The organism is Devosia sp. UYZn731 (assembly GCF_040546795.1).
Classification (GTDB): domain Bacteria; phylum Pseudomonadota; class Alphaproteobacteria; order Rhizobiales; family Devosiaceae; genus Devosia.
In genome coordinates this window covers 164296-187221 of the sequence record NZ_JBEPOL010000004.1, presented here as the reverse complement: position 1 = coordinate 187221, position 22926 = coordinate 164296, and the positions used below count along the sequence as shown (strand labels likewise).

The 22926-nt window shown below is 63.2% G+C and carries 26 protein-coding genes; 15 read left to right on the top strand and 11 right to left on the bottom strand.

What is annotated here, in order from left to right:
• The first annotated feature begins 93 nt into the window (after positions 1–93).
• Positions 94–267 carry a hypothetical protein gene (locus tag ABIB57_RS11540; RefSeq protein WP_354040918.1) on the top strand — a complete coding sequence of 58 codons (174 nt, stop codon included), beginning with the start codon at positions 94–96 and terminating at the stop codon, positions 265–267.
• Positions 268–378: 111 nt separating this feature from the next.
• Here ABIB57_RS11540 and ABIB57_RS11535 read toward each other — a convergent pair whose 3' ends face one another.
• On the bottom strand, positions 379–642 hold the full coding sequence (locus ABIB57_RS11535) for a hypothetical protein (protein ID WP_354040917.1): 264 nt from the start codon (positions 640–642) through the stop codon (positions 379–381).
• A gap of 232 nt (positions 643–874) precedes the next feature.
• Here ABIB57_RS11535 and cfa point away from each other — a divergent pair, with 232 nt between their 5' ends.
• Positions 875–1987: a cyclopropane fatty acyl phospholipid synthase gene (gene cfa / locus ABIB57_RS11530; protein WP_354040915.1), complete on the top strand. Its 1113-nt coding sequence runs from the start codon at positions 875–877 to the stop codon at positions 1985–1987.
• Between the two features lie 121 nt (positions 1988–2108).
• Here cfa and ABIB57_RS11525 read toward each other — a convergent pair whose 3' ends face one another.
• Positions 2109–3113, bottom strand: a complete 1005-nt coding sequence (locus ABIB57_RS11525; RefSeq protein ID WP_354040913.1) for a hypothetical protein — start codon at positions 3111–3113, stop codon at positions 2109–2111.
• A gap of 199 nt (positions 3114–3312) precedes the next feature.
• Here ABIB57_RS11525 and ABIB57_RS11520 point away from each other — a divergent pair, with 199 nt between their 5' ends.
• The 3 genes from ABIB57_RS11520 (at position 3313) to ABIB57_RS11510 (ending at position 6674) form a co-directional block, all read left to right on the top strand.
• Entirely contained in the window at positions 3313–4296 is a 984-nt protein-coding gene (locus tag ABIB57_RS11520; protein WP_354040911.1) for a ribonuclease T2 family protein, read from the top strand.
• 87 nt (positions 4297–4383) lie between these two features.
• Positions 4384–5145, top strand: coding sequence for an ABC transporter ATP-binding protein (locus tag ABIB57_RS11515; protein ID WP_354040910.1), 762 nt, complete (start codon positions 4384–4386; stop codon positions 5143–5145).
• On the top strand, positions 5142–6674 hold the full coding sequence (locus ABIB57_RS11510; protein ID WP_354040908.1) for a permease: 1533 nt from the start codon (positions 5142–5144) through the stop codon (positions 6672–6674). Before ABIB57_RS11515 ends, ABIB57_RS11510 begins: the two co-directional genes overlap by 4 nt.
• On the opposite strand, the gene ABIB57_RS11505 is transcribed toward ABIB57_RS11510, so the two are convergent.
• Positions 6671–7852, bottom strand: coding sequence for an MFS transporter (locus ABIB57_RS11505; RefSeq protein WP_354040906.1), 1182 nt, complete (start codon positions 7850–7852; stop codon positions 6671–6673). The two genes, ABIB57_RS11510 and ABIB57_RS11505, sit on opposite strands and share 4 nt — an antisense overlap.
• A 120-nt stretch (positions 7853–7972) precedes the next feature.
• Between ABIB57_RS11505 and ABIB57_RS11500 the strand changes: the two genes are divergently transcribed.
• Entirely contained in the window at positions 7973–8362 is a 390-nt protein-coding gene (locus ABIB57_RS11500; RefSeq protein ID WP_354040905.1) for an ArsR/SmtB family transcription factor, read from the top strand.
• Positions 8363–8432: 70 nt separating this feature from the next.
• Positions 8433–8900, top strand: a complete 468-nt coding sequence (locus tag ABIB57_RS11495) for a GNAT family N-acetyltransferase (protein ID WP_354040903.1) — start codon at positions 8433–8435, stop codon at positions 8898–8900.
• Positions 8901–9041: 141 nt separating this feature from the next.
• Here the strand turns inward: ABIB57_RS11495 and ABIB57_RS11490 are convergent, their stop codons facing one another.
• Positions 9042–10022 (bottom strand): aldo/keto reductase, encoded by a 981-nt coding sequence (locus ABIB57_RS11490; RefSeq protein ID WP_354040901.1) that lies wholly within the window; start codon positions 10020–10022, stop codon positions 9042–9044.
• A 191-nt stretch (positions 10023–10213) separates the two neighbouring features.
• Between ABIB57_RS11490 and clpS the strand changes: the two genes are divergently transcribed.
• Positions 10214–10519, top strand: a complete 306-nt coding sequence (gene clpS, locus ABIB57_RS11485; RefSeq protein WP_354040899.1) for an ATP-dependent Clp protease adapter ClpS — start codon at positions 10214–10216, stop codon at positions 10517–10519.
• Positions 10520–10535: 16 nt separating this feature from the next.
• On the opposite strand, the gene ABIB57_RS11480 is transcribed toward clpS, so the two are convergent.
• Entirely contained in the window at positions 10536–11219 is a 684-nt protein-coding gene (locus tag ABIB57_RS11480) for a helix-turn-helix transcriptional regulator (RefSeq protein WP_354041357.1), read from the bottom strand.
• A 274-nt stretch (positions 11220–11493) separates the two neighbouring features.
• On the opposite strand from ABIB57_RS11480, the gene ABIB57_RS11475 reads away from it, so the two are divergent.
• Positions 11494–11853 (top strand): helix-turn-helix domain-containing protein, encoded by a 360-nt coding sequence (locus ABIB57_RS11475; RefSeq protein ID WP_354040898.1) that lies wholly within the window; start codon positions 11494–11496, stop codon positions 11851–11853.
• Between the two features lie 115 nt (positions 11854–11968).
• Here ABIB57_RS11475 and ABIB57_RS11470 read toward each other — a convergent pair whose 3' ends face one another.
• On the bottom strand, positions 11969–12580 hold the full coding sequence (locus ABIB57_RS11470) for a dihydrofolate reductase family protein (protein WP_354040897.1): 612 nt from the start codon (positions 12578–12580) through the stop codon (positions 11969–11971).
• Positions 12581–12751: 171 nt separating this feature from the next.
• Between ABIB57_RS11470 and ABIB57_RS11465 the strand changes: the two genes are divergently transcribed.
• On the top strand, positions 12752–13198 hold the full coding sequence (locus tag ABIB57_RS11465) for a hypothetical protein (protein WP_354040895.1): 447 nt from the start codon (positions 12752–12754) through the stop codon (positions 13196–13198).
• A 13-nt stretch (positions 13199–13211) separates the two neighbouring features.
• On the opposite strand, the gene ABIB57_RS11460 is transcribed toward ABIB57_RS11465, so the two are convergent.
• From ABIB57_RS11460 to ABIB57_RS11450, 3 genes are read right to left on the bottom strand one after another with little or no spacing between them, the layout of a single operon-like run.
• Complete coding sequence (locus ABIB57_RS11460) at positions 13212–13721, bottom strand: SRPBCC family protein (RefSeq protein WP_354040893.1); 510 nt, start codon at positions 13719–13721, stop codon at positions 13212–13214.
• The gene (locus ABIB57_RS11455) at positions 13718–14083 is read right to left on the bottom strand and encodes an ArsR/SmtB family transcription factor (protein ID WP_354040892.1); all 366 of its coding nucleotides are present in this window, start codon (positions 14081–14083) and stop codon (positions 13718–13720) included. Before ABIB57_RS11455 ends, ABIB57_RS11460 begins: the two co-directional genes overlap by 4 nt.
• Positions 14084–14139: 56 nt before the next feature.
• Complete coding sequence (locus tag ABIB57_RS11450) at positions 14140–15636, bottom strand: FAD-dependent monooxygenase (RefSeq protein WP_354040891.1); 1497 nt, start codon at positions 15634–15636, stop codon at positions 14140–14142.
• A gap of 258 nt (positions 15637–15894) precedes the next feature.
• Between ABIB57_RS11450 and ABIB57_RS11445 the strand changes: the two genes are divergently transcribed.
• From ABIB57_RS11445 to ABIB57_RS11425, 5 genes are all read left to right on the top strand, one after another.
• Positions 15895–16086: a VOC family protein gene (locus tag ABIB57_RS11445; RefSeq protein WP_354040889.1), complete on the top strand. Its 192-nt coding sequence runs from the start codon at positions 15895–15897 to the stop codon at positions 16084–16086.
• A complete protein-coding gene (locus tag ABIB57_RS11440; protein WP_354040888.1) occupies positions 16068–16283 on the top strand; it encodes a VOC family protein in 216 nt (71 codons plus the stop codon). The genes ABIB57_RS11445 and ABIB57_RS11440 overlap by 19 nt, the downstream gene beginning before the upstream one ends.
• 474 nt (positions 16284–16757) lie before the next feature.
• Complete coding sequence (locus ABIB57_RS26840; RefSeq protein WP_502914377.1) at positions 16758–17096, top strand: DUF6968 family protein; 339 nt, start codon at positions 16758–16760, stop codon at positions 17094–17096.
• A 189-nt stretch (positions 17097–17285) separates the two neighbouring features.
• Positions 17286–20597, top strand: a complete 3312-nt coding sequence (gene carB / locus ABIB57_RS11430) for a carbamoyl-phosphate synthase large subunit (protein WP_354040884.1) — start codon at positions 17286–17288, stop codon at positions 20595–20597.
• Positions 20594–20737 carry a hypothetical protein gene (locus ABIB57_RS11425; protein ID WP_354040882.1) on the top strand — a complete coding sequence of 48 codons (144 nt, stop codon included), beginning with the start codon at positions 20594–20596 and terminating at the stop codon, positions 20735–20737. Before carB ends, ABIB57_RS11425 begins: the two co-directional genes overlap by 4 nt.
• Positions 20738–20746: 9 nt before the next feature.
• Here ABIB57_RS11425 and ltaE read toward each other — a convergent pair whose 3' ends face one another.
• Together ltaE and ABIB57_RS11415 are read right to left on the bottom strand one after the other, a co-directional pair.
• Positions 20747–21766, bottom strand: coding sequence for a low-specificity L-threonine aldolase (gene ltaE / locus ABIB57_RS11420; RefSeq protein WP_354040880.1), 1020 nt, complete (start codon positions 21764–21766; stop codon positions 20747–20749).
• A 16-nt stretch (positions 21767–21782) separates the two neighbouring features.
• Entirely contained in the window at positions 21783–22709 is a 927-nt protein-coding gene (locus ABIB57_RS11415) for a methyltransferase (RefSeq protein ID WP_354040878.1), read from the bottom strand.
• Positions 22710–22926: the final 217 nt, after the last annotated feature.

The window sequence follows — 22926 nt, the reverse complement described above, 5'->3', positions numbered from 1 at the left end:
GCCGTCACAGCCCTACAAACCGCGCCGCCCTGCCCCATCTATTGGAACATGAAGGCGACGGCGCTCTGGCCGGATCCTTGGAGAGCTTGGAAAATGAACACCCACCACAACACATCGTTGTTTGCCCGTCTTGGTTCTGTCGTCGATGTTTTTGGCAGCGCTGTTGCCGCCGCATCGGCCGTCCAGTCGGGTCGGGTGCCCCACTCCCGGCATCTCAGGACCCTCGGTATCGACCCCGAAGCCTTCCGGTCGATCGGCAGGATCTAAACCCCTCCCCCTGGGCGGAGCGCTGTGATCGGCGATCCGCTTGATCCTGCCGCGACAGGAAAAGCCCGGCTACCACATCGGTAGCCGGGCTTTTCCATATCTGGTCCAGGCTCAGGCGACCTTGTCGTAGCGCTGGCCAATATCGGCGGCCGGGCTCGGCGACGGATTTGCGGGGGATACGGTATTGAGGAACGACAGCGTTCCCCCAAAATTCACCGCCCGTTGCGGATCGTTGTCGCTGGCCTCGACCGTCCCCATGCTACCGGTTGGCTTCGCCGGATCGATGAACTTCTTGGCCTCCGATACGTCGTCGCAATTGCGGCACAGGAAGCCGTTGACGGTAATCGGACGCGGATAGTCGCTGCTGATGGCCATGAGCCAAGTCCCCACTGCTTATGCCATCCTATACGCAACGCCCTTGAGAAAGGTTACAGCGGCCTGCAAAGGAATTTCTCGCGCCGTTTCGCTCTTGTCCCACCCTTCGGCGGCGCCTTCTTGGCACGGCACTTCGTCATTCCTGAACGCTTGAAATACCGTCGCAAAATTGCTCTGGTGCCCTCCTGTCGCCACAGTTCGACTCGCGACCAGCTTCAGGATTGCGCTCCCCATGACCCAGAAATCTACTATCGTCGCCCTGCTCGCCGACGCGGGGGTGGTCGTCAACGGCTCCGATCCGTGGGACATGCAGGTCCATGACGAGCGATTGTGGAACCGCTTCCTCGCCGAGGGAACGCTGGGCCTGGGCGAGGCCTATATGGACGGCTGGTGGGATTGCGCCGACGTGGCCGAATTCTTCAACAGGGTCATCAGCAAGACGGTGGATCGGAATTTCAAGCCATCGATGAACCTGATCTGGCAGACGGTGCAGGCGCGCCTGTTCAACATGCAGACCATCACCCGCTCGCGCCGCGTCGCCGCCATGCATTACAACGAGACCGACGCCTATCGCGCCTCGCTCGATGACCGCATGACCGGCTCCTGCGGCTATTGGCCGGAAGGCGTCGTCAACGTCAACCAGGCCCAGGAAGCCAAGCTCGACATGGTCTGCCGCAAGATTGGCGTCAAGCCGGGCCAGAAGGTCTGGGACATCGGTTGCGGCTGGGGCGCCTTCATGGGCTTTGCGGCCGAAAAATATGGCGCCGATTGCGTCGGCGTCACTGTCTCGCCCGACCAGGCCGCCTATGGCCGCGAGCGCTACAAGGACATGAAGGTCGAATTCCAGATCAAAGACTACCGCGAATTCACCGGCAAGGTGGACCACGTGGTCTCGATGGGCATGTTCGAACATGTCGGCTACAAGAATTACCGCGCCTATTTCGAGGCTGCCCGCCGCGCCATTTCCGACGACGGGCTGTTCATGATGCACACCGTGGGCTCGGCCCACACCACCAGCACCATCGACCCGTGGCTGGAAAAGTACATTTTCCCCGGCGGCGTCATCCCCTCCATTGCCCAGATCGGCACCGCCATCGATGGCCTCTTCGCCACCGTGGATGTGCACAATATCGGCCCCCACTACGATAACACCCTGATGGCCTGGTCACAGAATTTTGCCGCCAAATGGCCCAAGGACCGCGACGCCCAGGGCGAGCGCTTCTATCGCATGTGGCAGTATTACCTGCTCTGCTGTGCCGGCGGCTTCCGCTCGCGGGCGCTACAGGTCTGGCAGTTCGTCCTCTCGCCCAAGGGCGTACCCGAGGGATATGTGACGCAGCGCTAGGAGCGTTTCGAGGAAAAGTGCGAAGCGGTTTCCCCGACTTGATCCGGGGATCGGAAACGCCACAACACAAAGACTAGAGCTCCTGATTTGATGCAATCAAAGCAGGAAATGCTCCAGCACCTCAGCCGAGCTTGTTGGTACCGGACGCCGCCGCCATTTGCTTGGTATATGACTGGATCATCACCGCCACCTGTGCCGGGCTGTAGCCGAGATCGCCTCTGGTCCTCGCGGTCTTGAGCTGTGTCAGGCCTATCTGGCCGCGGATCTGGTCGTACGGATTGGCCACACCCTTGGAAATCTCGGCGGGCCCAATGGCGTTGTCCAGGGCCAGGGCGGCCGTAAGGATCGCCTTGCGGCTGGCCGCAGTCAGGGTCGCTTCACTCTCATCGACGGCTTCCTGGACCGCGTGCGTGCCGGTGACGATCTCGCGGTCGCCATCACGCCTATATTCGCGCCCGACCTCCACCTGCTTGGTGCCGGTCTGCGCCATTCTGGTGCCGATCTGAACCTGCTCGATACCGGTGCCGTTGAGGTCGAAGTTCCCAGCCGTCAGGCCGAGCGACCCCAGGGGGCTGAAAAGCGAGTCGGTCAGCGTCAGGGACTCCGACTTCTCGGTTTCCAGTTTCAACTGGCCGCCATCCATCTTGGCCTGTAGCCCAGGGACGCCATCCAGAATCTTGGTCAGGGTGCTCGCAAACTCGCCCTCTGCGCCGCCATAGGTATATTTGGTAGTCGAAGACCCCGAGGTGACGTTAATGGTCCGGCCGGTGCCAAACGAAATCGACGTCGAAGCACCGCTGCCGACCTGAACCTGGAAGGTGGCGCCTATCTCGATCCCGGCTTGACCAGCCTCCCGAAAGCTCGTCAGCGACTTGGTGCCGTCCGCGACGCTCTTGGGGGCCTGGCGTCCCTCATAAATGGGCACCTCGGTCATGATCGCTTCGGTGTTATAGGTGATCAGCGTCTTGTACTTCGGCACCTTGACGACGTTGTCCACGTAGCTCACGCCGCCGCTACGGGCTTGCTGCGCAAATTTGGCTTTGGCCACCGCGTCATTGAGCATCTTCAACCCAGCAAAAGTGCTCGACTGCCGAGCCTGCTGCGTCGCCGTGATTTTCGTGGCCATTCGGAACGGTCCTTAACCTTGCGCAAAGACATTGCTCCGAATCGCCCCTAAAATTCGTTAACGCGTCTCAACTATTTGCCCATGAGCCGACGTTTGTTGCTTTGGATTCATCGCCCTTAACGGCTGCGATTTGGTCTGGCGGCAAATCCTCGCGGAGCTCACGATCAGCGGCCAGACTATCGCCATGTTGGAGAGCTTGATGGTACGCACGATCCTGAGCCTGTTGCTGCTGGCCGTCATGGGCGCCAGCGTCCGGGCCGAGGTACCGCTTGACGGCACGTTCACGGCGCAACGCACCTGCCCGGCTCTGCAATCGATCAATCGGCAGACCAATCCCGGCGATATCACTGTTTCGCCGGGCGCCACCTATCGCGTGATCGCGGCCAATAAGGCGCAGGCCACGCATTACTGGATCGTGGTTCACGGCGCGCAGCCCGACCGTCGCTGGGTCGCCGTCGAGTGTGGCAGCCTCGATGGCGGCACGGCCAGCATGCCGGCTCCACCCCGCCAACCACCGGCATCGGGTCCCAAGCCGCGCTACACCATGGCGGTCAGCTGGCAGCCCGCCTTTTGCGAGGCCCACACCCGCACGCCCGAATGCCGCAGCCAGACACCGGGCCGCTTCGATGCCACCCATTTCAGCCTGCACGGTCTGTGGCCTGAACCCTTCGAGAACGTCTTTTGCGACGTTCCGGCCGATCAGGTGCGCGACAGCGAGGATGGGTATTGGGAGTATCTGCCCCCGGTCGCGCTCAGCGCCCGTCTGCGGTCCGCCCTCGATCAGGTCATGCCCGGCACGCGATCGCAGCTGGAACGCCACGAATGGACCAAGCACGGCACCTGCTATGGCGCGTCGCAGGAGCAGTATTTTACCGATGCTGTCGCCCTGATGAGTGCTCTCAACAGCTCAAGAGTGGCCAATCTGTTCGCCGCCAATATCGGACGACAGCTCAGCCAGCGGCAGGTGCGCTCCGCCTTCGACGCAGCATTCGGCTCCGGTACCGGCCAACGCGTCAGCATGGACTGCGAGCGTGACGGCGATCGCTTCGTGATCAGCGAACTCACCATCAGCCTCGTTGGCCCCATCACCCCAGATGCTGACCTCGCCGAACTGACTGCCGCTGCACGCCCCACCGATGGCGGCTGCAATATCGGCACGGTCGACCCCGCCGGCCTGCAATAGATCGGGATGGACCAAATCTTAACCCATCGCGTTCACCTCGCCGCAAGGCGGCACGCCTAGAGTTCCGGCAGCCCAGCCGGAGCCACCATGTCCAGTTCCACGCCTGCCCTTGCCATTACCGGCCTGCGCAAAAGCTTCGATCGGCCCGTGGTCGATAATCTCGATCTCACCATCCGCGCGGGCGAATTCTACGCCCTGCTCGGCCCCAATGGCGCCGGCAAAACCACCATCCTGCGCATGGTCGCCGGCCTGCTCCAGCCCGACGAGGGCGCCATCTCCATCTTCGGCATAGACGCCCGCCACGATCCTCTCGCCGCCAAGCGCGTCACCGCCTGGGTGTCGGACGAACCCATGGTCTATGACCGGCTGACGCCGCTGGAATATCTCGAATTCGTCGCCGGCCTCTGGCAGATCGACGCTCGCACCGCACAGGCCAAGGCCCATGAGCTGATCGACTGGCTGGGCCTGGGCCCGCACGCCAATGAACTCTGCGGTAGCTTTTCCAAGGGCATGTTGCAGAAGGTCGCGCTGGCCGGCGCCCTCGTCCACGATCCCAAACTCATCATCCTCGACGAACCATTGACCGGCCTCGATGCCGGCTCCGCCCGTCAGGTCAAGGACGTGCTGCTCGGCAAGGTGCGCGATGGCGTCACCGTCATCATGACCACCCATATTCTGGAAGTCGCCGAACGCATGGCCGAGCGCATCGGCGTCATCACCCACGGCCGCCTGATTGCCGAAGGCACGCTGACCGAATTGCGCTCCCGCATCGGCCGCGGCCAGACCAGCCTCGAGGAAATCTTCCTCGATCTGGTGGCGCAGGACGACGCCGAGCCCGCCGCCGCATGAACGCCGCGCCCGCCTCGCTGGGCTGGTTCGCCCGCCACGAAATCAATCTCGCCTGGCGCGAGGGCGTCGCCATGATGACCGGCGGCCGCCGCAGCCGCGGCCTCGTACTGGCCCTGGTGCTCGGCGTGGTCTATGTGCTGCTGCACCTGATGGCCTATACGGTCCTGGCCCCCTGGGTCGCCCGGGGCATCATGCCCGATAAGCCGACCCTCGTGCTGCTCACCGGCGGCGGGTTGCTGTTCTGGTCGGTCATGCTCAGCCAGGCCCTGGAATCGGTGACGCGGGTCTACTACGCCCGCTCCGATCTCGACTTGATCCTGTCCTCCCCCGCCTCCTCGCGCCGCCTCTTCGCCGTGCGCACGGCGGCGGTTGCATTGTCAACGGTCGTGCTATCCTGCCTGCTCGCCAGCCCGATGATCAACACGCTGATCGTGCTCGATGGCCCCAAATGGCTGGCCGCCTACGGCACGCTGGCCGCCTTGGGCGCTCTCTCCGCCGCCATCGCGGTGGCCATCACCATCACCCTGTTCCGCACCGTCGGCCCCAAGCGCACGCGACTGATCGCCCAAATCGTCGCCGCCTTGGTGGGCGCCGGCTTCGTCATCGGCATCCAAGCCGCCGCCATTCTCTACTACGGCAGCTTTTCGCGCTTCTCACTGTTCGAGTCAGAGGCGGTCATCTCCGCCGCGCCCGGCGTCGATAATCCCCTTTGGCTCCCCGCCCGCGCCGGCATGGGTGATCCCGTGGCCCTCGCCGTTGTCGCGCTGCTGGGTTTCGGGGCACTCGCCTTGACCATCGCCGCCACCGCCTCCAGCTACGGCCGCCACGCCATCTCTGCCACCGGCCTGTCCCACATCCGCAACCGCCGCAAGCCGGCCGCCCAGCCCTTCCGCGCCCGCTCGCAACGTGCCGTGCTGCGCGCCAAGGAGTGGCGCCTATTGCAGCGCGACCCATGGCTGCTGTCACAGACGCTGATGCAGATGCTCTATCTGCTGCCCCCCGCCCTCATGCTCTGGATCAATTACGGCGACCGCGCCGGCGCCTATGTGGTGGTCGTGCCGGTGCTGGTCATGGCCGCGGGACAATTGGCGGGCGGGCTGGCCTGGCTCGCCATTTCGGGCGAGGACGCCCACGATCTGGTGACCACGGCCCCTGTCGCGCCTCGCGCCGTGCTCACCGCCAAGATCGAGGCCGTGCTGGTCATCATCGCGCTGGTGCTGGCGCCGCTGCTGCTCATGCTGGCGCTGTCCTCGCCGCAGATGGCGCTGGTGACGGCGGCCTGCGCCGTAATCTCCGCCAGCTCCGCCACCGCGATCCAGCTCTGGTTCCGCGTGCCGGCGAAACGCTCGATGTTCCGCCGCCGCCAGGTCGCCTCCCGCGCCGCCACCCTGACCGAAGCTTTCGCCTCGATCCTGTGGGCCGGCACCGGCGCCATCTGGGCGGCAGGCTCATGGCTCGCGGTCGGCTGCGCCATCATGGCGCTCGGCGTGGTCGGGCTGGCGCGGCTGTTAGCACCGCGCCGCCGTTAGCCCAGCCGCATTTCGCCTGTGAGGCGCTCGCGGCCCGGCGCCGCCACTACGGTCAGCACTAGCGCCGCCACCGGGAACAGGGCCCCGATCCAGCCCAGATCATTGACACTGGCATTCTGCAACACCAGCCCCCCGACGAACGAGCCGGCGGCAATACCGAGATACAGTGCCGAAGCATTGAGCGACAGCACCAGCGGCGCATTGGTGGGCGACAGGCCCAGCAAATGGCTCGACTGCGGCGGCAAGAACGCCCAGGCCACAAAGCCCCACACGAAGATCAGCCCGAAGAACACCGGCCCAACCACCGCCACCGGCAGATGCACCACTCCGGAAATTCCGAACATCAGAGCCGCCGACAACACGATCGCCCCGATAATGGTCTGGCGCGACCCGAGCCGGTCCGACAACTGCCCGCCGACCACATTGCCAATCGCCGCGCCGATGCCGAACGAGAGCAGCACAGCCGGCACCAGAGCCGCCGGCAACCCAATCGACTTGGTGGTCAGCGCCGCGATGTAGATGATCACCGTAAAGCCACCCGTCATATAGAGCCACGTCGTCAGCAGCGCCACCGGAACGCCCGGAATGCCGATTGCGGCAATGCGCTGCCGCAGGGGCAGATGCGCGCCGCGCAACCCGGCTGGCAACAGCATCCAGATCGAACCAGCCGCGATCACCCCGAACGCCGCCACCATCAGATAAGCGCCGCGCCATCCTACCAGACCACCGATCAACGCCCCCAGCGGCGCGCCGAATGCCACCGCCATCGTGGTCCCACCCACAATCACCGATATCGCCCGCGCCCGATGGTCAACCGACGAAATCGCGACGCCCGTCGCCTGCGCCGTCGCAGTATAGAGCCCCGCCGAAAACGCCATCAGCACGCGCGCCGCCATCAGGTCGAAATAGCCCTGCGAGAAACTCGCCCACAGCGCGCCAACCGAAAACACCAGCGCCGCCAGCGTCAGCGTCCGCCGCCGGTCGGCCGTCCCCGTCAAGGCCGCCAGCACCGGCGCCCCAAAGGCATTGGCAAGCGCGAAGGCGATCACCAGATAGCCCGCCTGCGTCAGTGTCACCCCGGTGGAATCTGCGATTTGCGGCAACAGGCTCGAAATAGCGAAGCTCTCGACGCCGATGGCGAAGGTGCCCACCGCCAGCCAGATCAGACGGATGTCCATGAGGAAACCTCTTTGTTCAAAATTCATTGAACAATTGGACCTCGTACGCCAAACTGTCAAGGCGAAGTTCAAAAGTCTTTGAACATTGAAAGCAGGACAGCGATGCGCTATGTGATGGTCATGAGCACGATTTATCACCCGGATGCCGATCAGATCAGCCTGCCCAATGTCCTTACCGCGCTTGGCGATGAGACCCGGCTGGCGATCATTGGCTGCCTGGCGCGCGACGAGGCCCACGCCCTCACCTGCGGGCAGTTCTCCGACCTCGGCTCCAAGACCGCGCTGAGCTATCACATCTCCAAATTGCGCGAAGCCGGCGTGGTCAATGTCCGTCCCGACGGCACCAAGCGCATGGTCACGCTGCGCCGCGCCGATCTGGATAGCCGCTTCCCCGGCTTTCTCGACTCGATCATCGCGACAACCCGCTACCTGCCCCTGCCGGACATGGGTGAGCAGATCGCCATCGGCGACCCCGTGGTCTCCACGCGGGCCTCGGCTGAATTATCCTGATGGACGCCCGAATTTCGGGTTGATCGGCGGCCGCCGCACGCTAGGTTGCGCGTGCCGACTGGAGCCTGCCATGCCCGAACTGACCTTCCGCGACGCCACCGCTGCCGACATCCTGACCATGCTGACACTGAGTCATGCCGGCGATGCGCGTGGCCCCGACACGCCACCGCTCGACCCCGCAATGGCTACCGATCCGCGGACGCTGGCCGCCTTCGCCGCTATCGAGGCCGATCCGGCCCACCGCCTGATCGTCGCCGAACGCAATGGCGAGGTCGTCGGCACATTGCAGATCAGTTTCCTGCCCGGCCTGCCCGCTTTCGGCATGAGGCGCGGCGTGCTGGAAAACGTCCATATCCGCTCAGACCAGCGCGGCTCCGGCCTCGGCACAGTCATGGTGCAATGGGCCATCGACCGCTGCCGCGAAGCCGGTTGCGGCGTGGTGCAGCTTACCTCCAACAAAATCCGCATGGACGCCCACCGCTTCTACCGCAAGCTGGGCTTCGAGCAGTCGCACGAAGGCTTCAAGTTGAAGCTTTAGTCTTTCACCTCTCCCTTTGGGGGAGAGGTCGACCCTCTTGGGTCGGGTGAGGGGGCCTTCGCCGCGCACCTCACCCAGTAAAGGCCCCCTCACCCGGCGCTACGCACCGACCTCTCCCCCTTAGGGAGAGGTGAGAAAGCCTCAGCTATGCCCCGCAATCTCATGCGGCACATACGGCGCCTCAAGCGCCGCCACATCCTCGTCGCTGAGCGTCACCTCAACCGCCGCCACCGCATCCGTCAAATGCTGCGGCTTGGTCGCGCCCACGATGGGCGCCGTCACCCCATCCTTTTGCAACAACCACGCCAACGCCACCTGCGCCCGCGGCACGCCCAGCTTTTGCGCCACCTGCGCCACCGCCTCCACCACCTTGCGGTCGGCCGCCTCGGTCTCGGTATACATCCGCGCGATCAGATTATCGGTGCCACCGCGTTTGCTGGTCTCGTCCCAATCGCGCGTCAGCTTGCCGCGCGCCAGCGGGCTCCACGGGATAACGCCCACCCCCTCGGCCCGGCACAGCGGCAGCATTTCGCGCTCTTCCTCGCGATACATCAGGTTCAAATGGTCCTGCATGGTGACGAACCGCGCCCAGCCATTGGCCTTTTGCACATACAGCGCTTTGGCGAATTGCCAGGCGAACATCGAAGACGCGCCGATATAGCGGGCCTTGCCGGCCTTGACCACGTCATGCAGCGCCTCCAGCGTTTCCTCGATCGGCACCGCCGGGTCCCAGCGGTGAATCTGGTAGAGGTCCACATAATCAGTCCCCAGCCGGCGCAGGCTGTTGTCGATCTCTGCCATGATCGCCCGCCGCGACAGCCCTGCACCATTCGGACCGGGCCGCATCCGCCCATGCACCTTGGTGGCGATCACCACCTCGTCCCGCTTGGCGAAATCCTTGAGCGCCCGCCCGACGATTTCCTCGCTGGTGCCCTCCGAATACACATTGGCCGTATCGAAGAAATTGATCCCCGCCTCCAGCGCCTGCTTGATGAAGGGCCGGCTCGCGGCCTCGTCCAATGTCCACTCATGGTTGCCGCGCGTGGCGTCGCCATAACTCATGCAGCCCAGGCAAATGCGCGACACTTCCAACCCGGTCGTTCCAAGGCGGCGATAGTCCATGGTGAGTCTCCAGCGATAGGGGGATGGCCTAGCCTACGCCCGCGGCTACTGGCCGGTCAAACCTTGGGGAACCCGCTGCCCCGGGTTTTCGTTATTTCCGCCATTGAACCATCCGGGGCACAGTGCCATCTGTAAACGGCCGCCGGACTTTGATAAAATGATTGCCCGCGCATTGGCAGGAGCGCCTCCCAATGGCTGATACCGATACCAAGAACCGCACCCAGACTGTCCTCAAGACGGCGAAGCCCCCGCTCTACAAGGTCATCCTGGTCAACGACGATTTCACCCCGCGCGACTTCGTCGTCCGCATTCTCAAGGCCGAATTCCGCGTGCCCGAGGCTCAGGCCCTCGGCATCATGCTGACCGCCCACACCAAGGGCTCCTGCGTGGTCGCCGTGTTCACCAAGGAAATTGCCGAAGAGAAATCCAACCGCGCCACCGAAATCGCCCGCGACAAAGGCTATCCTTTGCTGTTCACCAGCGAGCCGGAAGAATAGCTCGCAGGATCTGGCGCTAGTTGAGCAGCCCGTGCCGGATCGCCTCGGCCACCGTATGGGCGCGGTTGCGGGTGCCGAGCTTGTCGGCGACATTGTCCACATGCTGGTTGACGGTGCGCGGCGACATGCCCAGTTGCAACGCGATCTCCTGCGACGTCAGCCCATCGGCCGAGAGCCGGATGACCTCCTTTTCGCGCGGCGTCAGCGGCTCCGTCGCGGTGCGGCTGCCACTGGCCCGGAACGAGCGGGTCTGTGCGAACAGGCTATAGACCACCAGTTGCAACGCGGTCTTCTGGCCAGCGGTCAGCGGCGGATTGCCCGAAAAGCCCCCCAGCCCGATGACGGCGCCATCGAAGCTGACCGGCACAAGCACCAGTTCCACGATATCGACCCGGCGCGCGAAGGACAGCAGGCGGCTTTCCGCACCGAAACGGCTGCCGTCGAAGGTCTGCACGCCGCCTTCCGCCAGCAGTGCGGCCAACTCGCTCTGATCGGTACTCAGGCCGGTGGCTACATAGTCCTGCAGCCAGCCTTCGCGCTGCGGATTGCTGTCCAGGATATGCAGCGCCGATTTGAGGTCGGCGGCGTACTCGATCAGGAAGCCGCTGCGAAACCCCAGGGACGCGCTGATCTCGGCCAGCACACCGATGATGTCGGTATCCGTTCGGGACTTGCGAATGCTATCGAGAACTCGCTCCACCAAGGCTAGCACTGTTTCCCCCTCGTCGCAGACCGCACCGAGGATACTGCGATGCCAAAACCTAGCAGGTTATCCGGCTTTGTCATCGTTCCTCGTGAAAAACCCCATCGTAAAATTTCTCGATGGTAATTTTTACGATGACCTTTTTCACCATGACAGTTTTACCAGCGTCATTCCTCACAATTTTCAAGCGGCTCAATATGTTGTATTGTTTCTATTGTGAGCGGAGGCAGCATTGGGGCAGGCCCGTCGTTCACCGGGAATGCGGCACGGAATGACGATGTTCGATATTGCGCTCGGCCCTGAACTCGCGCGCATCCAGGCGTGCAATCCATACAAGCTATCGCCACGCGAACTCGAAGTCGCCAGCCTCATCGGCCAGGGGCTGACCAGCCGCGAGGCCGGTCAAAAGCTGTCGATCAGCTACAAGACGGTCGAAACCCACCGCGCCCATATCATGACTAAGGTCGGGGCTCGCAACAGCGCTCACCTCGCCTACATTATCGGCACGCTGGCCCGCACCCAGCTCGCCCGGCCAGACATCGTCTATATCGAAGATTTCCGCGACGCCTTCGGGCGCACCGCGCAGAACGCTGCCAACGACACGACACACGCCGTCGTCTTCGCCAAATAGGCATTGCGCTCCGGATTCGGAACGTCCTGCGTCCACCAGGCTGTTCTGACAGGGGAGAGACGTTGCAAGCCGGTTCGCCGGCCTGCATTCCCAAACGGCTCTCCCCTCATTTCTCTCAGGCCCTCAACACCTTGTAGCGAATATGGGTCGCCAGCGGCCCGTTGCTGATGTGCAGCTTTTCCAACCTGATGCCATCCGGCAGTTCATCGAACAGCCGCACGCCCCCACCCAGCAGATAGGGCGCGATATGCACGTTGATTTCGTCGCATAGCCCGCCCGCCAGTGCCTGCTTTCCGGGCGAGGCCCCGCCCAGCTTGATTTGCTTGCCATTGGCCACGCCGCGCGCCTGCTCGATGGCGCTGGCAATGCCATCCGTCACAAAGGTCAGGTTCGAGGGCCCCCTGGGGAAATCCCGCGGCGGGTTATGGGTCAGCACGAACACCGGCACCCCATTGACCGGATGCCGCCCGCCCCAGCCATCGGTGATGTCATAAGTCCGGCGCCCGAAGATGAAGGCGCCGGAGTCCGCGAACATTGCGTCCACCTCATCGCGATTGGCGCCCGGCGCCGGCCTGAACAGCGGCGTCTGCACCTGTTCGGTGCCGCTTGTGTACCAGTCAAAAATCGCCATGCCGCCATGCTGGCCCAGCGGGTAGGCCTTGCCGTCGTTCGGCCCGGCAACGTAGCCATCCAGCGACATGGTCATATCGATAACGACTTTGCTCATCGCAAATCTCCTTGCGGGACACTCCATAATGACGCTGAGCCGCTGATCGATCCGACACTGCGGTCGAATATCGTCGACCACTCAGCGCCCATCCCCAGACAACGCCTGCAATTTCATTTGCTTATCGGCGGCCAGTGCGGCAGCTTCGCGTATCCAACCTTGGAGACGACGATGTTGCGCCTTGCCTCACTGACGCTTGCCCTGTTTGCCGTTCTGGCCGCCACGCCCGCCGCCTTCGCCCAGTCCGAAGAGGAGGTTAGCGCCAGCATCGAGTCGATACAGGGCGATTCCGAGGGCTTTTTCGAGCTGTTCGGTCTCATGCAGGACGCCATGATGTTCGGCGATCCGACGACCATCGCCGCCAATGTCGCCTATCCCATCACCATCAAGGCGAATGGCGAAGTCTATGACGTGCTGGCCGAGCAGGACATGATCGACAATTTCGACACGCTGGTCTCCGCCGAGGCGCAGGAGGCCATTCGCACCCAGGACGTTGCCGACCTGATCGTCACCAGCGAAGGCGTCGGCTTCGGCGATGGAAAAGTGTGGGTCTCTAATATCTGCGACGATGACAGTTGCTCGCAGACCCATTGGGGCATCATCGCGATCAACAACTGATCGCGGCAAAACCCTAGCTGGCCCGCGCTTTCGCGCTCTCGCCCAACTGATCGGCGAGCCGGTCGATGGTATAACCCCAGCCTTCACGCATGCCGGTCTGCAGCCATTCGCGAACCCGCCCTTCGCTCAGGTGATCGGGAAATTGCACCTGCAAATCCATCTCCGTGCCGCCTCCGGCCGGCTTGAATCGCAGCGTCACCAGCGGGCCTTCATCCAGATTGTCGAGATCGAGCGGCGGCCAGCCATCCTCGGCGCCCCAACTGAACACCAGCTTCTCGCCGGGCACGATCTCGCGATAGACCCCGCCGGTGAAATACTGCTTGTCGGCGCTTTCCACCATCTGCTGTCGCCACACGCCCCCAACCCGCAGATCCACCACGGTCGGGGCGGTCACCGGCAGACCCGGATTAAAAAACCAGTCGAGATAAGCCGGCTCGGTCCAGGCCTGAAACACCATGCTGGGCGGGGCATCGAACTGGCGCTTGAGCGTAAACCCCCGGTCGAATTTGTAGGTCGCGGTCATTCTTCCTCTCCTGTTTCCGGTTTGTGGTCCGTGGCGGATTTTCCCGCCATCATGGTCTTGAGTTGCGCATCGAGCCGGTCGAAACGCTCGCCAAAAAAGACGCGATACTGGCCCATCCAGTCATCTGCCGCCTCCAGCGGCGCGACCTCCAGCCGGCACGGCCGGAACTGCGCCGACCGCTCCTTGACCACCAGCCCCGCCGCCTCCAGCACCTTGAGGTGCCGCGACACCGAGGGCAGCGTCATGCTGAACGGCTCGGCCAGTTCATTGACCGTTGCCGCGCCCTGCGTCAGCCGCGCCAGGATCGCCCGCCGCGTCGGATCGGCCAGTGCCGCAAAAGTCGCGCTCAACGCGTCAGCCATATTTGCACAATCTGCTAATTACGTAGATTGCTAAATAATGCCAATATAGCCGCGTGTCAACCAGCCTCTGGCCCGAACCATGTGCTCAACGCCCCGGCGAGCCCGAGCTGGGTTCCCTCGCCCACCCATGCCACATAGCCATCAGGGCGAATGAGCACGGCTTTGGGCGCAGAGACCACCCCAAGCGCTGGCAGCTCCCACGGCCCCTCATATTTGGCGTCGATCACCTGCACCCGATCGGCCCGGGGCATGATGTCGATGCTGCCGGGACCACCAAGATTGAGCAGCACCGGCACGGCTCCGCGCAGCAAGCTGAAAACCCGTATTGCACCGCTCGCCGTAACCAGATCGAGATCAGGCATACGGCGGCCAAGCAGAGCATGCCCCGCCCCGAGGTCATAATGGATTTCAAGCCCCGACATTATGCTGGCGAACTGCTGACCAGTCTGGTTCATGCCGAGCAGTTCCGCCATCGTCTCGCGCAACGCCTTGGTGCGGTCGTCCTCGCGACGCAGCGCCACCGCTGCTGACGTGTGACGCAGCACGCGAGCCGCGATCGGATGGCGTTCGGCCTGATAGGTGTCGAGCAAGCTGTCGGGCGACGTCCCCTGGACCACCTGCGCCAGCTTCCATCCCAGGTTCACCGCATCCTGCACGCCGGTCTGCAGACCCTGACCACCATCGGGCGGATGCACATGCGCCGCGTCGCCCGCGATCAGCACCCGCCCCTTCCGGTACTCCATCGCCTGCCGTGCCGCATCGGTGAACCGGGAGATCGCGGTAACGCTATGGACCCCGTAATCGGTCCCATAAACGGCGACGAGCGCCGCGCGAAGGTCCTCGATCGTGGGTTCCCCTGTACCGATCTGCCGTTCGGTCACCAGCACGCGCACCGGCCCCGTGTCGGCATAGATGACCTCGCCATCCCGGACCTTGTAATCGACGCGGCCTATGGAGTGGACGCCGATGGCGTCGCGCCGGATGCCCCATTCGGGCGGAGTTTCCGCTAGCTCGACCTCGGCGATCAGATTGCTGGTCGTCGGCTCCGACCCCACAAAAGCGATGCCGGCAGCCTTGCGCACCAGGCTGCGCCCGCCATCGCACCCCACCAGATACCCCGCGCGCAGCGAGCGTCCATCGCTGAGCGCAACATCGACGCCGGTGTCGTCCTGCACAAACCCCGTCACCTCGACGCCGCGATAGATCGGCACCTTGAGCTCTTCCACCCAGCCCGCCAAAATCCGCTCGATATGGTTCTGCCACAGCCCCAGACTATAGGGGTGGCGTGTCGGAAAATCGCTGATGTCGAACCGCATCCCCGCGAACCCCAGCGCCTGCGCCTTCTGCCCCTCCGCCAAAAACCGGTCGACAATGCCTCTTTGATCGAAAATCTCCAGCGTGCGCGCATGCAGGCCGCCCGCGCGCGAGCCGGAAATCTCCTGATCCGGACGCCGTTCGACAATGGCGACATCGACCCCCGCTAATGCCAGTTCGCCGGCCAGCATCAGCCCCGTCGGACCGCCCCCCGCAATAATCACCGCATGTTCTGTCATCTGTAACTCCTATGCCGAAATTGCCCGTCTGCGCCCCAGCCAGGCACCGACAGCTTCAAAAATCCGCAATATTTTCGCTAACAGATTGAAATATATAGAGCAAAATTCGACGCCACAATTCTTGAAGACAACTATTCTCGCACTACATAGAGTATGGGGAAGGCAGCCGTCGCTTTGACGCGCCAACAGCGCACCCATACCAATGCTGTATCGCGATCCGTGACGCGCTACACTGCGTCACCGTCAAGCGAGTCCCCCATGCCGAACTTCCGCCTCGACCACGTCTCCATGCTCGTCCGCGACATCACCATCAGCACGCAGTTTTATGTCGACGTGTTTGGCTGGCCCATCGTGCGCACCAGCGGCGATCCGGTGACCGGACAATGGCTGGGCATAGGCGGCAACGATACCTGCATCTCAACCAGGGCGACATGGCCACCACCACGGTGACCAAGGAAAACCACCTGGCCGTCCGCATCGACGGGTTCGACGATTTCCTCACCCGCCTCACCGGCACGGGCATCACCTATTACGACTGGGTCAACACGCCCAACACCATCGGCCACCACCCGGCCGGATTCCGTCAGATTTATATCCAGGACCCCAATGGCTATTGGGTCGAGATCAACGACCACGCGCAGAACTGACGAGTCGGCGGCAAGCTATCTGCAGCTTTGATGGTTCCGCAGGCGGCACTTATCCCCAACACCGCGCCTTCTTCCATACTGCCTCCTCCTTTTGGCTCGCGGTCGGAAGACAATGTCCAAACCTCTACCCCTTATCCAGTTACTTGAGCGCAAGACTGCGCTGCTGGACTTGAAGCTAAGTCTGATGGCTATTCAGATTCATCGGACGCCACATAAATACCGCCCGGACCAACCTCGTGTGCCGCGTGGCAATGCTCTAGGTGGACAATGGGTCGACGTAGATACCGAGGAACGTATCAATGTGGCGGGAGCCTACGATCCACGGAGAGCAGCGGTGTGCGAAGCCCAATAGATAAGGGATGAAGAACTCTGTAGGGCTGCAAAGAGCCCAATATGCTGGGGGCTCGCTTACGACCGATACGCGGCGTGCATGAAAAATAATTATCTTCCCACCCTCCGCTTCTGAGGTTTCCTGTGATCATAGCAAGTCGTCGACTGACACTGCGACAGGGCCAAGCCGAATACGTGGTCCTGGTTGCAATTCACGCGCCTATCGAGGGCGACCGTTGTTGGGAATGCCGTTTCGAAATCGGGTGGCCCGAAAGCGCTGCTGAAATCACAGTGAGCGCGTTTGATAGTGTGCAAGCGCTCCATTTGGCGATGCAGCGCGTTGCGTTCGAACTTTATGTCAGTCCTCATCACGAAGCCGGCAATCTGCGTTGGGACAAGCCAGGAGACGGCTATGGCTTTCCCATGGCAAAGTCGGGTTACGGGGACTTGATCGGCTTCGACCGCGAGGCACAAGTTCCCTAACCTTGGAAAGGGAAGTTCGCCCCTTCCCTTCCCCGCCCTCTTCCGCTAAACGAGCCTCTTAACCACCACGCCCAAGCCTGACCCAAGCGCCGCAGCGCCCTGTTGCCGCGCGCGTCTGGCCGGGCGGTTAAATTGGCGCGCGATTCTCTCCTCGCAGCGCCACCACCACGAGCCGAGCGAGCCCGAGCCATGCCAAAGCGTACCGACATCAAATCGATCCTCATCATCGGCGCCGGCCCGATCATTATCGGGCAGGCCTGCGAGTTCGACTATTCGGGCACCCAGGCGTGCAAGGCGCTCAAGGAAGAGGGCTACCGGATCATCCTGGTCAACTCCAATCCCGCCACCATCATGACCGACCCGGACCTGGCCGACGCCACCTATATGGAGCCGATCACCCCCGAAGTCGTCGCCAAGATCATCGAGAAGGAACGCCCCGACGCCCTGCTCCCCACCATGGGCGGCCAGACGGCACTGAACTGCGCACTGTCGTTGCGCAAGATGGGCATACTGGAGAAGTTCGGCGTCGAAATGATCGGCGCCGATGCCGAAGCCATCGATAAGGCCGAAGACCGCGAACTGTTCCGCGACGCCATGAAGAAGATCGGGCTGGAAACGCCCCGCTCCATGCTGGCCCACAACACCATCGAGGCGCTGCAGGCGCTCGAAGTCATCGGCCTGCCCTGCATTATCCGCCCGTCGTTCACCCTCGGCGGCACTGGCGGCGGCATTGCCTACAACCGCGAGGAATATCTCGCCATCGTCGAGAGCGGCGTCGATGCGTCCCCAACCAATGAAGTGCTGGTCGAGGAAAGCGTGCTCGGCTGGAAAGAATACGAGATGGAAGTTGTCCGCGACACCAAGGACAACTGCATCATCATCTGCTCGATCGAAAACATCGATCCGATGGGCGTCCATACCGGCGACAGCATCACCGTCGCACCGGCCCTGACGCTGACTGACAAGGAATACCAGATCATGCGCGACGCCAGCATTGCTGTACTGCGCGAGATCGGCGTCGAGACCGGCGGCTCCAACGTGCAGTTCGGCATCAACCCCGCCGATGGCCGCATGGTCGTCATCGAGATGAACCCGCGCGTGAGCCGTTCCTCCGCGCTCGCCTCCAAGGCCACCGGCTTCCCCATCGCCAAGGTCGCCGCCCGCCTCGCCGTCGGCTACACGCTGGACGAACTCGACAATGACATCACCGGCTGCATGACCCCAGCCTCGTTCGAGCCCTCCATCGACTATGTCGTGGTGAAAATCCCGCGTTTCGCCTTCGAAAAATTCCCCGGCGCCGACAATCGCCTCACCACCTCGATGAAGTCCGTCGGCGAAGCCATGGCCATCGGCCGCACCTATCAGGAAGCCCTGCAGAAGGCCCTCCGTTCGCTCGAAACCGGCCTCACCGGCCTCAACGAAATCGGCATTCCGGGCCTCGGCGAAGGCGATGACGAAAACGCCATCCGCGCCGCCATCGGCACCCCGACGCCGGATCGCCTGCTGCACGTCGCCGAAGCCATGCGTCTCGGCATGAGCCTCGAGGACATCCACGAAGCCTGCAAAATCGACCCCTGGTTCCTTGAGCAGATGAAAGGCATCGTCGATACCGAAGCCAAAATCCGTCAGCTTGGCCTGCCCGACAACGCCGCCGCTTTGCGCGGCCTCAAGGCCATGGGCTTCTCCGATCGCCGCCTGGCCGAACTGGCCAACCTCACCGCAACAGATGTGCGCAAGCTGCGCTGGTCGCTCAATGTGCGCCCGGTCTACAAGCGCATCGACACTTCGGCCGCCGAATTCGCCTCCCCGACGGCCTACATGTACTCGACCTATGAGCAGCCCTTCGCCGGCACCGTAGCCGATGAAGCGCGCCCGTCCGACCGCAAGAAGGTGGTCATCCTCGGCGGCGGTCCCAATCGCATCGGCCAGGGCATAGAGTTCGATTATTGCTGCTGCCATGCCGCCTTCGCACTCAGCGAAGCCGGCTATGAAACCATCATGATCAACTGCAATCCCGAAACCGTTTCGACCGACTACGACACCTCCGATCGCCTCTATTTCGAGCCGCTGACCGAAGAAGACGTCATCGAAATCCTCGAAACCGAAAAGCAGAACGGCACCCTGCATGGCGTCATCGTCCAGTTCGGCGGCCAGACCCCGCTGAACCTGGCCGAAGCCGTACAGAAGGCCGGCGTTCCGATCCTGGGCACCCAGCCCGACTCCATCGATCTGGCCGAAGACCGCGACCTGTTTTCGAAGCTGATCAACCGCCTCGAACTGCGCCAGCCCAAGAACGGCATCGCCTATAGCCTTGAGCAGGCCCGCCTCGTCGCCGAGCGTCTGGGCTACCCTCTGGTGATCCGCCCGTCCTACGTGCTGGGCGGCCGCGCCATGGCCATCGCCCACTCGCCCGCCGATTTCGAGCGCTACGTCCAGAATACCCTGACCGGCCTCGTGCCGCCCGATATCCTGATGCGCTATCCCAACGACAAGACCGGCCAGATCAACTCGGTCCTCAGCGATAACCCGTTGCTGTTCGACGGCTACCTCTCCGACGCCATCGAAATCGACGTCGATTGCCTCTGCGACGGCAAGGACGTCTTCGTCTGCGGCATCATGGAGCACATCGAGGAAGCCGGCATCCATTCGGGCGACAGTGCCTGCTCGCTGCCCCCACAGAGCCTCAGCCCCGAAATCATCGCCGAACTCAAGCGCCAGACCACCGAACTGGCCTTCGCCCTCAAGGTCGGCGGCCTGATGAATGTGCAATATGCGCTCAAGGACGGCGTCATCTACCTGCTCGAAGTCAATCCGCGCGCCAGCCGCACGGTGCCCTTCGTCGCCAAGGTCATCGGCGAGCCCATCGCCAAGATCGCCAGCCGCATCATGGCCGGCGAAACCCTGGCCAGCTTCGGTCTCGTCGAAAAGACCTTCAAGCATATCGCCGTCAAGGAAGCCGTGTTCCCCTTCAACCGCTTCCCCGGCGTCGATACGGTCCTCGGGCCTGAAATGAAGTCGACCGGCGAAGTCATCGGCCTCGATTTCGATTTCGCCATGGCCTTCGCCAAGTCCCAGATGGGCGCCGGCTCCAAGGTCCCCGCATCTGGCGTCGCCTTCGTCTCGGTGCGCGACGCCGACAAGGAACACATCGTGGATTCGATGCGCCACCTGGTCGCCGCCGGCTTCACCATCATCGCCACCAGCGGCACCCAGAAATACCTGGTCGAAAATGGCGTCCCCGCCACCAAGATCAACAAGGTGCTCGAGGGCCGTCCGCACATCGTCGATTCGATGAAGAACGGCGGCGTGCAGCTTGTCATCAACACCACCGATGGCGCCAAGTCGATCAGCGACAGCCGCGACATCCGCCGCACCGCCCTGATGGGCCGCATCCCCTATTACACCACCATCCCCGGCGCCATCGCGGCCGTCGCCGGCATCATCGCCTTCCAGCAAGGCAACTTGACCGTCCGCCCATTGCAGGATTACTTCGCCGCATGAGCGAACTCGATCCGGTCCTCGCAGTCTTCGGTCTGGTCAGCGGCGCAGCCGCGGGCTTGGCCGGACTTGCCGCCGGGCCGGTGATCACGCCACTCTTTTTGCTGCTCTACCTCGGCTTCAAGGCCTCGGCCGGCGTGTGATCGCGCCGCCTAGGCCTCGAAAAACGCCGCCACATGGGTCAGGGCGGCGTCAACCGCGCCATCATCCACATCCAGATGCGTCACCCAGCGTTGCTGGCCGTAGCTGCCATTGATGCGCACGCCACGCTCATTGAGATACCGAGTAAACCGGGCCTCGATCCGCTCTTCCATGCCGACAAAAATGATATTGGTGTCCGGCACGGTCACCGTGAGCGCGGCGAACTTCGCCAGTCCTTCGGCCAGCTTCTTCGCCAGCCCATGGTCCTCCGCCAACCGCTGCACATTGTGGTCCAGCGCATAAAGCCCGGCCGCCGCCAGGATGCCGGCTTGGCGCATCCCGCCACCCAGCATCTTGCGATTGCGGTTGGCTTTGTCGATCAGCGCCTTCGGCCCAACCAGAACCGACCCTACCGGCGCTCCCAGCCCCTTGGACAGGCAGATCGAAACCGTATCGAACGGCGCCGTAAATTCCGCGATATCGACCCCGAGCTTCACGCAGGCGTTGAACGCCCGCGCCCCGTCGAGGTGAAAACTCAGCCCATGCTTGCGCGCCAATTCTCCGGCTGCATGCATATACTCAAGCGGCAAAACCTTGCCCCCCAGCGTATTCTGGAGCGCCAGCAACCGCGTCGGCGCGGAATGCAGATCATCGGGATGGATCGCCGCCTCGACCCTGTCGAGCCGCAGTGTTCCGTCATCCTCATGGGTAATCGGCTGCGGCTGAATCGATCCCAGCACTGCCGCATTGCCGCGCTCGTCCGCATAGCAATGCGCCTTCTGCCCGGCGATGAACGCATCGCCGCGCCCACAATGGCTCATCAGCGCCAACAGGTTCGACATCGTCCCCGAAGGCACGAACAACGCCGCTTCCTTGCCCAGCAGTTCGGCCATCCGGCCCTGCAGCCGGTTGACCGTCGGGTCGTCGCCATAAACGTCGTCGCCCACCTCCGCCGCCGCCATCGCGGCGCGCATGCCCGCGCCTGGGGCTGTGACGGTATCGGAGCGGAAGTCGTAAATGGCGTTGCTCATCAGGCTCTCCAAACAATCAGTCGGGCTTGCGCGCCACGATCAGCATGCCGGCGATCGGCGCGCCGCCATCCTGCCGCAAGGTGGCTCGCTCGAACCGCAGTATCTCTAGCCCGGCATCCTCGATCGCCTGCCGCGTCGCCGCCACTCCGTGGGCATAGCGCAGCGATGGGCGCAGGAAGACCGCCTCCTCGCCGTCATGGGCCTCCAGCGAGAATGCCAGCAGCCCGCCGGGCGTCATCACGGGCACCACGGCGGCCAGCACCGGCGGCAGCGCCCCGCAATAGATGAACACATCCGCGGCCGTCACCAGATCGGCCTGTGCCGTCCGGCGTCCCAGATACTCAACCAGTTCGGCCTTTTCCAGCCGGTCATAAATGCCCTTGCGCGCCGTCTCGGCCACCATGGCCGCCGACAGGTCGATGCCCTCCAGCAGGTCCGTCCGGCCTCGCAGCCGTACCCCCATCAGCCCGGTGCCACATCCGAGATCCAACGCATCGGCGAACCGCAACAGCCCGAGTTCCGCCATCGCGTCGGCCAGCAACCCATCGAGCAGGTCGGGCACCTGATAGCCCAGGCGGTCGACCAGCGCCGCTTCGAACTTGGGCGCGTATTGATCGAACAGCGCCTCGACATAACTGACCGCCGTGCCATCGCCAGCGCTTGAGGCGCCATGCGCCGCCAGCTTCAGCCGCGCGCCGAATTCGCCATCGTCATCCAGCGCTTCCAGATGCCGCCAAGCCGAAAGCGCGTGGGCGATATTGCCGGCCCGCTCGTGATAGCCACCCAGCAGGTCCCAGCCGGCGGCCCAGTTGGGGGCCAGTTCCAACGCCTGCGCCATGACTTCGCCGGCGGCGCCGAAATCCCCGTCTGCGGCATAACTCTTGGCATAGTCGGCACGGCGGTCGGCGATCACATCGCCCGAAGTATAGGAGGTTTTGCGCAAGTGCTGGCCCCAGCGGTCCGGCTGATCGCCGGAGCCAGCGGAGTGCCGCAAAGCCGCGCCAATTGCAACGGGGACGAACGATCTATTTGCCCTGCGACATTGGCGGCAGTGCATTTGCACGCGCGCTGGGATATTGTGGTCACGTTCATACCGTTGCCATCTATGGCGGTTATGGATGCGACGCCCTTGGCGCAGGCAGTTTCCCGCTTCGCCTGGA

What these genes read in the sequence shown, in the direction of transcription:
- ABIB57_RS11535 (WP_354040917.1), bottom strand. Translation starts at nt 642, where the DNA reads ATGGCCATCAGCAGCGACTATCCGCGTCCGATTACCGTCAACGGCTTC.
- ABIB57_RS11475 (WP_354040898.1), top strand. Translation starts at nt 11,494, where the DNA reads ATGACGATGTTCGATATTGCGCTCGGCCCTGAACTCGCGCGCATCCAG.
- ABIB57_RS11460 (WP_354040893.1), bottom strand. Translation starts at nt 13,721, where the DNA reads ATGACCGCGACCTACAAATTCGACCGGGGGTTTACGCTCAAGCGCCAG.
- ABIB57_RS11440 (WP_354040888.1), top strand. Translation starts at nt 16,068, where the DNA reads ATGGCCACCACCACGGTGACCAAGGAAAACCACCTGGCCGTCCGCATC.
- ABIB57_RS11490 (WP_354040901.1), bottom strand. Translation starts at nt 10,022, where the DNA reads ATGGACTATCGCCGCCTTGGAACGACCGGGTTGGAAGTGTCGCGCATT.
- ABIB57_RS11450 (WP_354040891.1), bottom strand. Translation starts at nt 15,636, where the DNA reads ATGACAGAACATGCGGTGATTATTGCGGGGGGCGGTCCGACGGGGCTG.
- cfa (WP_354040915.1), top strand. Translation starts at nt 875, where the DNA reads ATGACCCAGAAATCTACTATCGTCGCCCTGCTCGCCGACGCGGGGGTG.
- ABIB57_RS11540 (WP_354040918.1), top strand. Translation starts at nt 94, where the DNA reads ATGAACACCCACCACAACACATCGTTGTTTGCCCGTCTTGGTTCTGTC.
- ABIB57_RS11520 (WP_354040911.1), top strand. Translation starts at nt 3,313, where the DNA reads ATGGTACGCACGATCCTGAGCCTGTTGCTGCTGGCCGTCATGGGCGCC.
- clpS (WP_354040899.1), top strand. Translation starts at nt 10,214, where the DNA reads ATGGCTGATACCGATACCAAGAACCGCACCCAGACTGTCCTCAAGACG.
- ABIB57_RS11455 (WP_354040892.1), bottom strand. Translation starts at nt 14,083, where the DNA reads ATGGCTGACGCGTTGAGCGCGACTTTTGCGGCACTGGCCGATCCGACG.
- ABIB57_RS11495 (WP_354040903.1), top strand. Translation starts at nt 8,433, where the DNA reads ATGCCCGAACTGACCTTCCGCGACGCCACCGCTGCCGACATCCTGACC.
- ABIB57_RS11465 (WP_354040895.1), top strand. Translation starts at nt 12,752, where the DNA reads ATGTTGCGCCTTGCCTCACTGACGCTTGCCCTGTTTGCCGTTCTGGCC.
- carB (WP_354040884.1), top strand. Translation starts at nt 17,286, where the DNA reads ATGCCAAAGCGTACCGACATCAAATCGATCCTCATCATCGGCGCCGGC.
- ABIB57_RS11515 (WP_354040910.1), top strand. Translation starts at nt 4,384, where the DNA reads ATGTCCAGTTCCACGCCTGCCCTTGCCATTACCGGCCTGCGCAAAAGC.
- ltaE (WP_354040880.1), bottom strand. Translation starts at nt 21,766, where the DNA reads ATGAGCAACGCCATTTACGACTTCCGCTCCGATACCGTCACAGCCCCA.
- ABIB57_RS11470 (WP_354040897.1), bottom strand. Translation starts at nt 12,580, where the DNA reads ATGAGCAAAGTCGTTATCGATATGACCATGTCGCTGGATGGCTACGTT.
- ABIB57_RS11525 (WP_354040913.1), bottom strand. Translation starts at nt 3,113, where the DNA reads ATGGCCACGAAAATCACGGCGACGCAGCAGGCTCGGCAGTCGAGCACT.
- ABIB57_RS11445 (WP_354040889.1), top strand. Translation starts at nt 15,895, where the DNA reads ATGCCGAACTTCCGCCTCGACCACGTCTCCATGCTCGTCCGCGACATC.
- ABIB57_RS11500 (WP_354040905.1), top strand. Translation starts at nt 7,973, where the DNA reads ATGAGCACGATTTATCACCCGGATGCCGATCAGATCAGCCTGCCCAAT.
- ABIB57_RS11425 (WP_354040882.1), top strand. Translation starts at nt 20,594, where the DNA reads ATGAGCGAACTCGATCCGGTCCTCGCAGTCTTCGGTCTGGTCAGCGGC.
- ABIB57_RS11505 (WP_354040906.1), bottom strand. Translation starts at nt 7,852, where the DNA reads ATGGACATCCGTCTGATCTGGCTGGCGGTGGGCACCTTCGCCATCGGC.
- ABIB57_RS11510 (WP_354040908.1), top strand. Translation starts at nt 5,142, where the DNA reads ATGAACGCCGCGCCCGCCTCGCTGGGCTGGTTCGCCCGCCACGAAATC.